This window comes from Rhodococcus sp. AD45-ID, from assembly GCF_003023755.1.
In the GTDB taxonomy this organism is placed as follows: domain Bacteria; phylum Actinomycetota; class Actinomycetes; order Mycobacteriales; family Mycobacteriaceae; genus Rhodococcus_F; species Rhodococcus_F globerula.
Genome location: NZ_PYHL01000003.1, coordinates 1,004,605 through 1,017,665 on the forward strand (window position 1 = coordinate 1,004,605; position 13,061 = coordinate 1,017,665).

A 13,061-nucleotide genomic window follows, 5' to 3' on the forward strand; every position below is an offset into this window, starting at 1 on the left:
CCCTCCTATTTCGTCTCTACATTGCTGACGAGCCACTGGTCGTTCGATCGGACCATCGAGATGACCATCCGATACTTCTGCGCATTCCCTTGCGGCGCAGCAACATTTTTGGCTTCCTGATCGACGAACACCAGAACTGTTGCCGATGAACTGTCCATGGACTCGATACCTACGTGTGCCGCCGTAGCGGTTGCCTGCCCCTGCCCGCCGGCGACGACATCGCGCAGCGAATCGACCATGGTTCGGTAAGTGCCGGCAAACTCGTCGGTCGACATGGAGGCAATCGAGTCCTTGTTCGCGTCCAGATCCTGGTAATCGAAGGAAGACATGATGACCGAGTATTCGCGGGCAGTGTCGAGAGCTTCCTGGCGCAGAGTGTTGTCCTGGCTTTCCGAATACATCTGAAATCCCCACGCCGCCACTGCTGCGACCAGTGCCAGCGCCAATACGGCAGTCAGGGCGGTGCGCGGCGTCTTCAGGCGTCGCAGCAACGACGGACGGTCCGGCTGGTCACCCGATTCCTGCTCGGTCGTTTCCATCAGTGTGCTTTCAGCGGGTGCCATTTCCCAGTCCTTCCAACATCGATCTCCAATAGTTCAGTGCGTCTACGCCGGTCGGAATGAGAATGGGATCATCGACAACCGGCGGGCCGATCGGCGTGCCGGGGATGGTGGCATTCTGCAACCCGAGATCGTTCGGTCGCGGAGCATTTCGCGCTCCGCGTTGGACCAGATCATCGGCCGGTGGGCAGTACATCGCGAGGTTCGGGCTGGTGGGGGAGAGATCACCGACTTCGCGCCTGGGAGTGTCGTAGTTGCATACCGGTCCTTGTGTGGCGACCAGCGCAAAATCGGCGCGATCACCCTTCACGATCGAAGCCAGATCCGCGAGGCCTCGAGGGATCGTGACCAATCCCGTTTCCAGGGCATCCGTGCGGTCGGAGATGATCGGAGCAACTGTCACGAGATTGGCCAAGACGGCTCCAAAAGTGTTGTGGTACTGGTCGAACAACTGTTGTGCACTGCTCAACGCTGCCGGTGAATGATCGGTGAGGTAGATCAGTACCGGCGCGTTGGAATCGAGTTGCTCGGTGAAGTTCTTGGCAGCCGACATCCCGCGGACAAACGAATCCGATTGTGTTGACATGGAATCAACCAAGGTCGAGGTGCGTGAGAGCAGCGCCGCGAGTTCCGCGGACTGATCGTTCAACTGTGCGGACAGCGTCCCACCGTTCTCGATCATCGTGGACAGACTTGGGCCGAGTCCGTTGAACGAGTTTCCCAATTCGGTTCCGATGTCGCTGATCGCCTGCGGATCGAGACCCTCGAGCACATCCGACGCCTGAAGCATCAACTGGCTCATCTGAACCGGCTGTTGATCCGCCGGCATCGCGATCTCGTCGCCGTCCTGAAGGTAAGGTCCCTGATCGGTGTTGGGATAGATGTCCACGTTCTGAATTCCGGCGGCAGTTCCCATCGTCACTTTGGCAACACTGTCGGCGGGTATCTCGGCGTTTTCGTTGAGCGAGAGCTCTACGCGAGCGGAACGGGTACTCGAGTCGAGAGCAACCTCGCTGACCTTTCCCACCTGCACCCCGCGGTACGTGACCACCGTTCCCGCGGTCAGGCCGAAAGCGTCGGACATGGTGGCGTGAAGCCGGATGTGATCTCCGAAACCTTGTGGACCGACGACGTAGACGATGCCGAACGGAATGACGACGGCAGCGGTGAGCGCAAACAAGACAAGTTGCACGAGCGCAAGACGTTTCATCGTCGGCCTCCCTGCAGAAGATCGGTCAGAGTTCCGGGCGCCGCGATAGCTGCTGCGCCGCCGGCCATCCCACCGGTCCAGAGTTTGTCGATCGTACCGGGAATGTCGAGGGCGCCGTCGAACATCAGGTAGTCGCCGCGCACCGCATAGGTGAAACTTTCGAGCATTCCGTTCATATTTGCCAGTGTCTGGCCCATCTCGGAGTTGAACGAATCGAGAGTCCCGACAACGGTCGACGCATCCTTGAGCATGCTGTCGAACCCGCCCGGAGAGGAGTCGAGAATCGTGTTCGCGTTGACGGCGAGTTGAACCGTCGAGTTCAACAGGCTGGAAATCTGATCCTTCTGACCGACAAGAATCGACACCACCTGAGGGACGGAATCCAAATAGTTGTCGATGATCTCGCGTTGTCCGGCGAGCTGCGAGGAGACCCGAGCGGCGAGATCGACGGCCTCGTTGAACTCGTCCTGATGACTACTGGCTTCCGCCATGAGGGAGGTGAGAGTATCGGTCAGGGAGCGCACCTCACCGGACCGGCCGGAGAACGCAGTGTTGAGTTCTCTCACGACGGTATCGAGTTGGTCGATGCCGCTCCCGGTGAGAACTGTCCCGAGTGTCGCGAGTGCACTTTCCACCTGCGGGCCGATCTCGGTGCGGGACTCCGGAATGGTGTCACCGTCGCTCAACACCGAACTCGAGGGAACTTCCGGCAGAAGTAGTCGAATGAACGGATTACCCAGCGCTGAGGGAAGTTCGACGGATGCTTCGACATTGTCCGGCAACTGAGTCGCAGTGTCCAGACTCAGACTCACCCTGGCTCCGACCACGTCTGCGGACAGTGCGGATACCCGTCCGATCACCTTCTGACCACTGCGGACGTCGGCTCCCAGAACAAGACCGTCAGCGCCCGCCAACTGCACTGCCACGGTGTACGCATCACCGTCTGCCGAGCGGCCCAACGGAAGATCCTGGATTCCGGCGCTGCAACCGCCGAACGCAAAGACCACCGCGCAACCAACACCGACTGCCGCGACTGCGGTGAGTATCCGAACAGACTGCCGCATCAGTTGCCACCTCCCGAGGCCACGCCGCCGGAAACCGCAGACGCGATTCCGAGCGGATCGGACGCACTGAGCGGGAAGGAAATGGGGTTGGTGAAGCCGGCACCGGTGCAGATCGGCAGCTTGTACGTCTCGCACAGCGGTTGCGCCACAGCAAATTGCGTCAGTGCTGTCGAGACATTGAGTCGAATACGTCCACGCTGATCGGGGCCGATGGTGCCGGACAGGTTTGCCATCATCAACGGCACAAGGTCCATGAATTCGGCGAGACCCGGTTGTTTTGCCGCCAGTACGTCGCCGAGGACCGCAACGTTGCCGGCGATGGCACCGACGTCGTCGCCGTGAGTGGTCATGAAGCGCTCCAGCTGATCGAACACTACCTGTAAATCCTGAAGTGGTTGGGAGATGTCCATGTTCTGGCTCGACCACTGATCACCCAATTGGCCCAAGTCGCCGACAAGTTCGTCGAGACTGACCTGCCGGGCGTCGAGAGCGGCCATCAAGGTGCTGAGGTTGTCGACGAGTGCGCCGATGTCTTCGGACCGAGCACCGACTACTCCCGTTGCCGTACTGAGGTTTCGGATTGCCATGTTGAACTGATCGCCCTGGCCCGCCCACCCGGCCGCACCGCGACTGACAAGATCCCCGAGATTGCCGCCGTCGCCGGCAAACGCTTCGGCCAAGGTGCTGACACTTCCCATCAAACCGTCGAAATCGATTGGGGAATGTGCGCGTTCGACGGGAATCTGATCGCCGTCTTCCAAAGTGTCTCCGCCGGTGTACGCCGGTCCGAGTTCGATGTGGCGATCACTGATCACCGAAGGATTGAGAACATACGCCGACGCATCTGCCGGAAGTTCCACGGACGTCGGCATGGACATCGCCACCCGAACCGATGTTCCTCGGGGCTCGACCGACGTGACTGTCCCGACGCCGACACCGAGAACTGTGACCTTGCTTCCCTCGTAGATCCCCCCGACGTAACTGAAATCGGCGTAGACGGTCTTCGACTGATCGGTTCGTCCGAAGATGTACCAGCCTGGCAGCGCGATCGCGAGGGTCACGACGAGCAGGGCAGTGACGGCTTTTCGTGGATTCACTTGCAGCCCTCCATGATGCCGAGCGCGCAGAGCAGATTGTCCGGGATCACGGCTGCCGGTGCGTTGACGTCGGTCCAGTCGCCCGTGCCGGTGGCGTCGGTGACCGAGCGCAACGCAGACGGAAGACGTGTCATCAGCAGGTCGATCTGATCGGCATTGTTCTTTAGCGTTGTGGTGACGGCGACCAGGTTGTCTGTCAGTGCTCCGAATTCGCCCTCGCGTGCGGTGAACGTAGTGGACAGCTTCGAGATGATGATCGTCAGGTTGTCGACGAGTTGAGTGAGGGCGTCCTTGCGCATGGCAAGTGTGCGCACGATGGTCTGAGCGTTTGCGGCCGTGTTCACTATCGAATCAGTCTGCGCCACAGCCATGTCCGACAGCTCTCGCGACATCGTCAGGATTTGGTCGATCTGCTCGCCGTTCTGTGCGAAGGCTGCGGAGGCACCACTGATTCCGGCCAGCGCTCGGCCGACCTGATCGGAGTCGGTCGGAATCACCTGCGAGAGAGTGTCCATCATCGACTCCATCGCTTGCAGATCTACGCCGGTTGCCGCGTGGGTTGCGTCGGCGCTGACGTCGTCGAGGCTGTACGGCACCGTTGTTCGCGAGAGTGGGATGACGCGTCCGTCGTTGTCGTCCACAACACCGGCAGGAACCACTTCGAGGTAGCGCTTACCCAGGACGGTCTTGAGTCGGACGGTGGCGGTGCTCTGGTTGCCCAACGGTTGATCCTTGTCCAGGCGGAAGCTGACGATCACGTGGTCTCCGGCGAGTTCGATGGAATCCACCCGCCCGGCGGGAACTCCGGCTACGTACACCGGGTCGGTGTCGGAAAGTCCACTGGCATTGGCAAATTCAGCTGTGTACGCCGACGTGCGAACGTTGTACCAGAGTTTCGGAATACCCAGCGCGGCAGCCATTCCGACCACCAGAACAAAGATCCCGAGGCTGCCCAACGCCAAAGCCGTTCCGCTGCCGCTCTGGCGACGGTCCCCTTTGAACAGAAAGAGCATGATGCCGACAAAAACGTCGATCAGCTTGACCAGAAACATCATGAGCACACCGGCGAATGTGTTGCGCCGAAGATATTGGCTTCCACGTCCCCTGCCTTCAGCGTGAAATTGCACAGATAAAGATTGATGAAACTTCCGTAGCTGCCGATCCTGTTTGCGGCATCGGCAAACTGGGGGAGGTTCGCGACAAGTCGATTGAATTCGTCGGTGCTCGCAATCCAACCGGCGGTAACATTTTCGAGTTGCGCAACCGTCGTGCCGAAAGATCCGTTCGATCCGGTCATCAGCTGAGCCAACGACGAGACGGTGCGGTTTCCCTGATCCAGAAGTGTGGCAAGTTGGTCGTTCTGTTCGACAACCGAGGTACTGAGACCGTTCAAACCGTCAAGGAGGCTGACCATTTCGGGTTGGCGATCGTCGACGGAGGTGAGGAGTGTGTTCATGTTCGTCAACAGTTGCGCAAAAACATCTTGGCGGTCGGCGAGACCTGATGTCATGACGGCGATCTGGTCGAGAAGCGCGGAGATCGCGCCACCTTGCCCGTTGAACGTTTCGACAAAACTCCGAGTGAGTGTGTTGACCTGCTCGGGTTGTAATGCGGCAAACAGTGGTTTGAAGCCGTTCATCAACGCGGTCAGGTTGATCGGGGGCGTTGTCTGCGTCAGCGGAACAGTCCCACCAGGTTCCAGCGTTCTCGCTGACACCGATGCTGGTCCCGATTGCGCACCTTCATTGTGAGTCAGTGCGAGGTAGCGGGCGCCCAACATGTCGCCGTAGCGGACGGTAGCCCGAACGTCGGACGCGAGAGAATACTGCGATTCGATCTCCACGTCGACGATCGCTTTGGCTGTGCCACCACCGTTGTCGGCAAACGCAACCGAGTCCACCCTGCCGATCCGGACACCCGACATGGTCACCGGATTACCGGGATTCAAGCCCTCCACGTCCGTGAACTCGAACGAATAGGAAGCGGTGTCCCCACGAACCGGTACCGACAACGTGTTTGCCACGAACGACGCGCACGCGAGCCCGGTGATACAGAACAGTGACAAGCGAACTACCTGAGCGGTCCGAATTTTCACGGAATACTCACCTCGTTACCCCGGACCAACGGCCCCAACATGAGAGTTGTTGCGGGGTTGGGAGCGGTGGCATCGCCGGCCGTGTTGTCGAGTGGCGTGTTGTCGAGTGGCGGGTTGCCGAGCAGCTGATCCTCGAGAAAGAGAAGCGCTGAGGCTTCGTCAGCGCCACCGGTAACCGGCACCAGAGTGGTGCCCGAACTCAGATTGGTACCCGAACACTGCGCGCCGCGCTCATCCACGTACTGAGGGCAATCCTCGCCTGTGTACGGAAGCGGATCGGCAAACGTGGGAACTGCTGTGATGTTGAATTTTCCGGTGGAGAATACCCGCGCACCGGCGGCGCCGAAAGCGCCGGCATTGGCCAGAGTGGAGCGTAGGCCTTCGGGGTTGGCTGCTGTTGTTGCGAGTATCTTTCCGGTGGAGTCGATGACGGTGATGATGTTGCCGGTGTTCTCGGCGACAAAGTTGTCGAGCGTCGCGGCGAAGACCGCGGCCGCACTCATCGACCTCTCGAGGTTTTCCTGGTTGGCGACCATGCTGTTGGAGACTGACGTGGCCGCTGCAAGGGTGTCGAGTATGTCGGGAGTTGCGCGGTCCAATGCGTCGACAACCGACGTGAATTCCGGTGTCGAATCGAGGAATTGGTGTGCCGCCGGTGTCAGCACTGCCGAGGCGGCGCTGAGATTGTCGATAGTGGCACCGATTTCGGCGCCGTTCCCGTCCAAGGCCTGACCCAGCGCGGTCAGAGCGGTGTGCATTTTCTCGGGGCGCATCGCGGTGAGTACCGACACCAGTTCGGTGTACACGTCGTAGAGTGCGACGGCTTCGGGACCGGTGTCCATGGGGATGGTGTCGCCCTGCGACAGCGTTGTCTGACTCTGGGCATTCGGATTGTCGACAAGCTGCATGTAGATGTCGCCGAAAAATGTCCGGGGTACTACCCGTGCCACGACGTCTGCCGGGATCTTCGACGCTTCACCGGTATCGATCTGCAGCTGCACCACCGATTCTGTAGTACCCGAATCGATGTCGCCGATGCGGCCGATATTGACCCCGTGGTATCGAACCGGGGCCTCGCCACTGATCAACCCGGCGTCGGCAGGAATCGCGACGTACACATCGGTGCTGCGTTCGAGATTGCCCGAGCCGCGCAACACCATGGCGACTGCGGCGACGACGGCTACCGCTATAGCCACCGCGCCGCGCAGTGCGTAGGCCATCTTGGTGCGCGTAGTAAGTCTGTCCACGGCTCAGACCCCCATTCCGGGGATTTGGGGAACGAGACCCCACAGGCCGAAAGTCATGATGACGTCCAGGATTCCGATCGCCAGGATTGCAGTGCGGAGCGCGCGGCCGGCCGCCTGACCCACACCCGCCGGTCCACCGGAGGCGTAATATCCGTAGGCGCAGTGCACCAGCGCGACAACGGCTGCGAAGACCACGGCTTTGAGACCGGAGTAGAGAAGATCCTGTGGGGAGATCGCGAGGTGGAAGAAGTAGTCGTACGTTCCCGCCGATGCGCCATTGAAGAACACGACGACAAGGCGGGTCGACAGGTAGCTGGCCAGCAGACCGATCATGTAGATCGGAATGACGCAGATCATTGCCGCGATCACCCGAGTGCCGGCGAGGAACGGGATGGATCTGATCGCCATCGAGTCCAAGGCATCGATCTCGTCGGAGATGCGCATGGCGCCGATTTGCGCGGTAAAGCCCGTTCCGACCTTGGCGGCCAACGCAATTGCAACAACAACCGGCGCAAGTTCACGTGTGTTGGCAACGGCCGACAGCATTCCGGACAGTGAGGTCATGCCCACGAGTTCGAGTCCTCGATGCATTTCGACACCCAGCATCATTGCGGCTGCCAGGGACATCGCGAACACGATGCCGATAGTTCCGCCGCCCGACAGCAGCGAGTTCGTGCCGAAGCTGACTTCGCTGATCTGGCCGAGTACATGCTTGCGATACTTGGTGAGGGCAAACGGAATTGACGCGACTGTACGGACGTAGAACGTCACATGCTGACCGAGCGACACCAAACCGTCGGCAGCGGTCCGCAGCGGTCTGCTCGCCTGGTGGGCTCTGATCCGTAGATCGACGAGCGACATCAGAATTCACCGACTGCCGGAACTATCACGGTATACAGCGCGGACAGAACCGTGTTGGCGATGAAGACCAGAGCAAAGGCGATGACCACGGCTTCGTTGACGGCATCGGCGACGCCGCGGGGGCCGCCCTTGGCATGGAGTCCTTTGAAGGTGGCGACCAAAGTCGAAGCGATACCGAAGATCGCGGCCTTGACCAAGGCCATGACAAAGTCGGATGACCGGCCGTACTGGCTGAACGTCGCCATGAATGTTCCGGCAGGCAGATGCTGAACGTAGATGTGGTAGAGGTAGCACGCAATCACTCCGCCGAACGTGACCATGGAACATAGAGCTAGGGAAACAACTACCGCTGCAACCAATCTCGGAGCAACAAGACGCTCGATGACGTCGATACCCATGACTTCCATGGCGTCGATCTCTTCGCGGATCTTCCGTGAGCCCAGATCGGTGCAGATTGCCGATCCGGCAACCCCTGCCATCATCAGCGCGCACACCAGTGCTGCGGCCTGACCCACGATGATGAACGCGACAACTGCACCGGAGTAACCGCCTGCGCCGATTCGCCCCGCGAGCTCACCGACCGATACCGCGATGAAGACCCCGATCGGGATCATGAGCAGCAGGGACGGACCGGTGCTCACCCGGCCGATGAAGAGCGTTTGAGTTATCGTCTCGTGCAACGAGAGCCGCCTGCGGATGATGGCCGTGAACAGGCCGAACAGTGCCTGCACCGAGAATCCGATCAGGTAGCCGCCCTCGAGCGCTACGTCTCGTACCGGGCCTTTCGAGGCTGGCAGTTCGTACGTCACCTGGTTCTATTCCTTTGCAGCTCAAGTTCTTTCATTGAAGATGTCGAGTGTGTTCAGGCGTCGAGACGGGCCGACGTGCAGGGGTGCGATCGTGGCGGATTATGTGTGAATCATTTCACAGCAACTCGCGTGCGGCAATAGTTATGTGAATGGGAATTCTTCTCAGAACTTGTCTGGTTGGCGACGGAAACTTGATATAACTACAGTTGAAAGCTGCATCTTCGAGTGCGTGCACGGTAGGTGCGCGCAAGATGTGTATGACTATTCTCGATACGGAAGCAGGCCGGAGACAGTGACAACAAGAGACCTGAGGGTTGCTCCGGCCGTCGGTCGGAGTCGTGCGGTCGAAGCAAAGAAGAGACCGAAAGACCGCAAGGCACAAATTGCGGCCGCAGCGGCAATCGCCTTCAGTGAGCGCGGCTACCACGGTGTCAGTGTCGAAGACATCGCGTCGTCGGTGGGCATCTCGCCCTCGGCTCTCTACCGCCATTTTCCGAAGAAGTACGCACTGTTTCAGTATTCGGCGCTGTCGTTGATGGAAGCGCTCACCGAGGCTCTCGATGCGGTGGAGAGCAGCGGGCAAGATGCCGATCGGCTTCAGCGCGATCTGCTGGCTGTAATCCGAACCACGATCAGCAATCGCCGGACCGCGGGTATCTACCGTTGGGAGAGTAGGTTTCTCGAACCATCAGACAAAGCGGTGATTCGCGAGCATTCGATTCTGATCAATCGCCGGGTGGGTGCCCATTTGTCACCGTCGGACACTCCGGTCAGTGAGCGCGACGCAAGGCTTGTGGTGGCCGCGATGTTCAGCGCGATCGGAAGCATCACGGCCCACAATCTCGTCTTGCCGCAGAAGACAATTGAACGCATCCTGCTGAGTGCATGTGTGGCGATAGATCAGGCGAGATTTGCGCGAGGTCGCCAGGACAATCCACAAAGCCGCCGCTCGGTGCTTGCGCCGCTGGGGGACAACAAGCGGGAGCGTCTACTGCATGAAGCGGTGCGGCTCTTCGACTCCCATGGCTACCATGACGTCAAGATCGAAGAGATAGCTGCCGCAGCTGGTTTGAACGCGTCCGGCATGTACCGATACTTCCCGAGCAAAGCCGACCTTCTCTCCGCCATCTTCTACCGGGCTGCAGATCGCCTGGACGTCGCTACGGTGTCGGTGCTGGACGCGTCGGATTCGCCGGCCGAGGCACTGGCATCACTGTCGTTGATGTATGTCGACTTGTCTTTTGCGCAACACGAGTTGATGTCCATCTACTTCTCCGAGATGCACAATCTGTTGCCCAGTCATCGAAATGACTTGAAGAGTCGGCAAAAACTCTACGTGGTCGAATGGGCGCGATTGCTCCGTGAGATCCGACCGGAGCTCACGGAGCCCGAGAGCATGTTCGTCGTGCATGCTGCGCTGAACGTGGTTCCCGATGTCGGCCGTCTGCTCGGATTCGATCCTGGGCCGGAGAATGTGTGGAAAGTTCACTGCTTGGTTTCGGCAGTTCTGTTCGGTGGACCAGCGCAGCGGTGATGCGTCAGTTGAAGACGACGAGCCAGACGGCGATGTAGTGGCAGATTGCCGCGACGACCGTTGCGGCGTGGAAGAACTCGTGATGTCCGAACGTCGTGGGCCACGGGTTCGGCCATTTGGTGGCGTAGAGAATTGCTCCGACGCTGTAGAGGATTCCGCCGACCAGTAACAGCACCATCGGCGCGACGCCAACCTGGTGGGTCATCTCACCGGCGACGGGCACGATGGCCCATCCCAGAATCAGGTACAGCGGCACACCCACCCACTTAGGGGCTGTCGGCCACAGCATCTTGAGCGCAACGCCTGCGAGTGCACCAGCCCAGACGACCGCAAGGACGACAGTGCCGGTCTCGCTGGGCAAGCCCAGCATCGCAAACGGTGTGTAGCTGCCCGCGATGAACAGGAAGATCATCGAATGGTCGGCGCGCTTCATCCAGATGCGGGCGTCGACGGTTTTCCAGTGGATGCGGTGATAGGTCGCGCTGATGCCGAAAAGGCCACAGATGGTGATGCTGTAGATCGCCGTGGCCAAGGCCGCCTTGGCTCCGACTTGAGCGCCCGCCACCGCGACGAGAACGATGCCCGCTACGACGGAAACGCAGAGTGCCCACAGATGGATCCATCCGCGCATGCGTGGTTTGACCGGAAGTGCATCCAACCCGAGTGCTGTCATCGTTTAACTCCTTTCGGCAACGCTGCCAGAACCTACGGTACCGTAGGTTACGTGTCAGTAGCATAACCTACCTGCAGCTTTTCGACGCGCCCATAAAGCGTGACGGCGCTCGCAAGTGGGGACAAGGTCCCGGCGTAGTCTTTGTCACCATGGTGATGTCACGGTGAAGGTGCGCGGACTGCTGTACAGCATCTACGAGCGACGGCTCTTGAAGCATTTGGATGGACTCACCCATCCGAGGCACGTCGCGGTGATGTGTGACGGTAACCGACGCTGGGCGCGCGAGAACGGTTTCACGGACGTCAGTCACGGGCACCGGATGGGCGCACTCAAGATCTCCGAACTGCTCGACTGGTGCGATGCCGCCGGAATCGAGATGGCAACGATCTACCTACTCTCCACCGAGAATCTGCGCCGGGACCCCGAAGAGTTGGACACACTCCTCGAAATCATCACCGATGTGGTCGAGGAGATTTCCGGGCCGAGTAAGAACTGGAGCGTGCAGATCGTCGGCGCTCTGGATCTGTTGCCGGCCGAGCAGTCGCGGCGCCTTCGTGATGCCGCGGACGGAACCGAAGGCCGCACCGGAACTCACGTCAACATCGCGATCGGATACGGCGGCCGCCAGGAGATCGCCGACGCCGTTCAGTCGCTGCTGAGTGAGAAGCTCAGCCAAGGACTCAGTGGCGACGAACTGGTCCAGGCGATCACCGTCGACGGTATCGACAGTCACCTCTATACGTCAGGTCAGCCCGATCCCGACCTGGTGATCCGCACGTCGGGGGAGCAGCGGCTTTCGGGATTCCTGTTGTGGCAGAGTGCCTATTCGGAGATTTGGTTCACCGAGGCGTACTGGCCCGAGTTCCGCCGGGTCGACTTCCTCCGGGCCCTTCGTGACTATGCGGCAAGGCACCGCCGGTTCGGCGCCTGAGCAGTATCAGAGCTTGCGCAGGCGCAGCCGGTTGATCGTGTGATCGGAGTCCTTGCGCAACACCAGCGTTGCTCGCGGACGGGTGGGGAGGATGTTCTCCACCAGGTTCGGTTGATTGATCGAGTTCCAGATGTCCTTGGCGGCGCTGGTCGCGTCGCGGTCCGATAGTCCCGAGTAATGGTGGAAGTGCGCGTTCGGGTCGGCAAACGACGTTTTCCGTAGTGCCAGGAACCGTTCGATGTACCAAGCTTCGATGTCCTCGATCCGGGCATCGACGTAGATGGAGAAGTCGAACAGATCCGAGACCATCAGACGCGGACCGGTCTGCAGCACGTTGAGGCCCTCGATGATGAGGATGTCGGGCTGACGGATCAGGTGGAATTGGCCGGGGATGATGTCGTACAGAGTATGCGAATAGACCGGGGCCGCTACCTCTTCGGCGCCCGATTTCACCTCGGTCACGAATCGCAGGAGTTTGCGGCGATCGTAGCTCTCGGGAAAACCCTTGCGGTGCATCATGCCCCGACGGTGCAGTTCTTTGGTGGGGTACAAGAACCCGTCGGTGGTGACAAGATCGACGCGCGGGTGATGGTCCCATCGGGCCAGGAGTGCTTGCAGCACACGGGCCGTCGTGGATTTGCCGACGGCCACCGAACCGGCCACGCCGATGACGAAGGGAACTTGTCGATCGGGATGTTTCTCGCCGAGGAACGTTGCGGTAGCGGCAAACAGTCGCTGCCTTGCGGCAACCTGTAGGTGGATCAGTCGAGCCAGCGGGAGGTACACCTCGGCAACTTCCTCGAGGTCGATCTGCTCACCGAGGCCGCGGAGGCCGTACAGTTCGTCCTCCGTCAGGACGAGCGGAGTCGACTTACGCAGTGTGCGCCACTGCTTACGGTCGAACTCGACATACGGGCTGGATTCGCCGGCGCGTGCCATCAGCGCAGCTCGCCGGTGCCGAGGAACTGTGATGCCGTTGG

At 60.1% G+C, this 13,061-nt stretch carries 13 protein-coding genes; 2 read left to right on the forward strand and 11 right to left on the reverse strand.

All coding sequences use genetic code 11. The features are described from left to right. Positions 1 to 5: 5 nt before the first annotated feature. From C7T36_RS28875 to C7T36_RS28915, 9 genes are read right to left on the reverse strand one after another with little or no spacing between them, the layout of a single operon-like run. The gene (locus C7T36_RS28875) at positions 6 to 563 is read right to left on the reverse strand and encodes a hypothetical protein (RefSeq protein ID WP_045069359.1); all 558 of its coding nucleotides are present in this window, start codon (positions 561 to 563) and stop codon (positions 6 to 8) included. Beyond that, positions 550 to 1,770, reverse strand: a complete 1,221-nt coding sequence (locus C7T36_RS28880; RefSeq protein WP_045069360.1) for an MlaD family protein — start codon at positions 1,768 to 1,770, stop codon at positions 550 to 552. The genes C7T36_RS28875 and C7T36_RS28880 overlap by 14 nt, the downstream gene beginning before the upstream one ends. After that, the gene (locus tag C7T36_RS28885) at positions 1,767 to 2,834 is read right to left on the reverse strand and encodes an MCE family protein (RefSeq protein ID WP_045069363.1); all 1,068 of its coding nucleotides are present in this window, start codon (positions 2,832 to 2,834) and stop codon (positions 1,767 to 1,769) included. Before C7T36_RS28885 ends, C7T36_RS28880 begins: the two co-directional genes overlap by 4 nt. After that, entirely contained in the window at positions 2,834 to 3,931 is a 1,098-nt protein-coding gene (locus tag C7T36_RS28890; protein ID WP_045069365.1) for an MCE family protein, read from the reverse strand. The genes C7T36_RS28885 and C7T36_RS28890 overlap by 1 nt, the downstream gene beginning before the upstream one ends. After that, on the reverse strand, positions 3,928 to 4,983 hold the full coding sequence (locus C7T36_RS28895; protein ID WP_045069874.1) for an MCE family protein: 1,056 nt from the start codon (positions 4,981 to 4,983) through the stop codon (positions 3,928 to 3,930). The genes C7T36_RS28890 and C7T36_RS28895 overlap by 4 nt, the downstream gene beginning before the upstream one ends. Next, on the reverse strand, positions 4,983 to 6,026 hold the full coding sequence (locus C7T36_RS28900) for an MCE family protein (RefSeq protein WP_045069367.1): 1,044 nt from the start codon (positions 6,024 to 6,026) through the stop codon (positions 4,983 to 4,985). Before C7T36_RS28900 ends, C7T36_RS28895 begins: the two co-directional genes overlap by 1 nt. After that, the gene (locus C7T36_RS28905) at positions 6,023 to 7,273 is read right to left on the reverse strand and encodes an MCE family protein (protein WP_045069370.1); all 1,251 of its coding nucleotides are present in this window, start codon (positions 7,271 to 7,273) and stop codon (positions 6,023 to 6,025) included. The genes C7T36_RS28900 and C7T36_RS28905 overlap by 4 nt, the downstream gene beginning before the upstream one ends. A 3-nt stretch (positions 7,274 to 7,276) precedes the next feature. After that, positions 7,277 to 8,134 carry an ABC transporter permease gene (locus C7T36_RS28910; RefSeq protein ID WP_033234515.1) on the reverse strand — a complete coding sequence of 286 codons (858 nt, stop codon included), beginning with the start codon at positions 8,132 to 8,134 and terminating at the stop codon, positions 7,277 to 7,279. Beyond that, entirely contained in the window at positions 8,134 to 8,943 is an 810-nt protein-coding gene (locus C7T36_RS28915) for an ABC transporter permease (RefSeq protein WP_033234514.1), read from the reverse strand. The genes C7T36_RS28910 and C7T36_RS28915 overlap by 1 nt, the downstream gene beginning before the upstream one ends. Before the next feature lie 292 nt (positions 8,944 to 9,235). Between C7T36_RS28915 and C7T36_RS28920 the strand changes: the two genes are divergently transcribed. Further along, a complete protein-coding gene (locus C7T36_RS28920; RefSeq protein WP_045069372.1) occupies positions 9,236 to 10,477 on the forward strand; it encodes a TetR/AcrR family transcriptional regulator in 1,242 nt (413 codons plus the stop codon). Between the two features lie 4 nt (positions 10,478 to 10,481). Here the strand turns inward: C7T36_RS28920 and C7T36_RS28925 are convergent, their stop codons facing one another. Next, entirely contained in the window at positions 10,482 to 11,150 is a 669-nt protein-coding gene (locus C7T36_RS28925) for a hemolysin III family protein (protein ID WP_033234512.1), read from the reverse strand. Between the two features lie 163 nt (positions 11,151 to 11,313). Between C7T36_RS28925 and C7T36_RS28930 the strand changes: the two genes are divergently transcribed. Further along, positions 11,314 to 12,081 carry an isoprenyl transferase gene (locus tag C7T36_RS28930; RefSeq protein ID WP_033234511.1) on the forward strand — a complete coding sequence of 256 codons (768 nt, stop codon included), beginning with the start codon at positions 11,314 to 11,316 and terminating at the stop codon, positions 12,079 to 12,081. A gap of 6 nt (positions 12,082 to 12,087) precedes the next feature. Here the strand turns inward: C7T36_RS28930 and coaA are convergent, their stop codons facing one another. Next, positions 12,088 to 13,020: a type I pantothenate kinase gene (gene coaA, locus C7T36_RS28935; RefSeq protein ID WP_033234510.1), complete on the reverse strand. Its 933-nt coding sequence runs from the start codon at positions 13,018 to 13,020 to the stop codon at positions 12,088 to 12,090. Between the last annotated feature and the right edge of the window lie 41 nt (positions 13,021 to 13,061).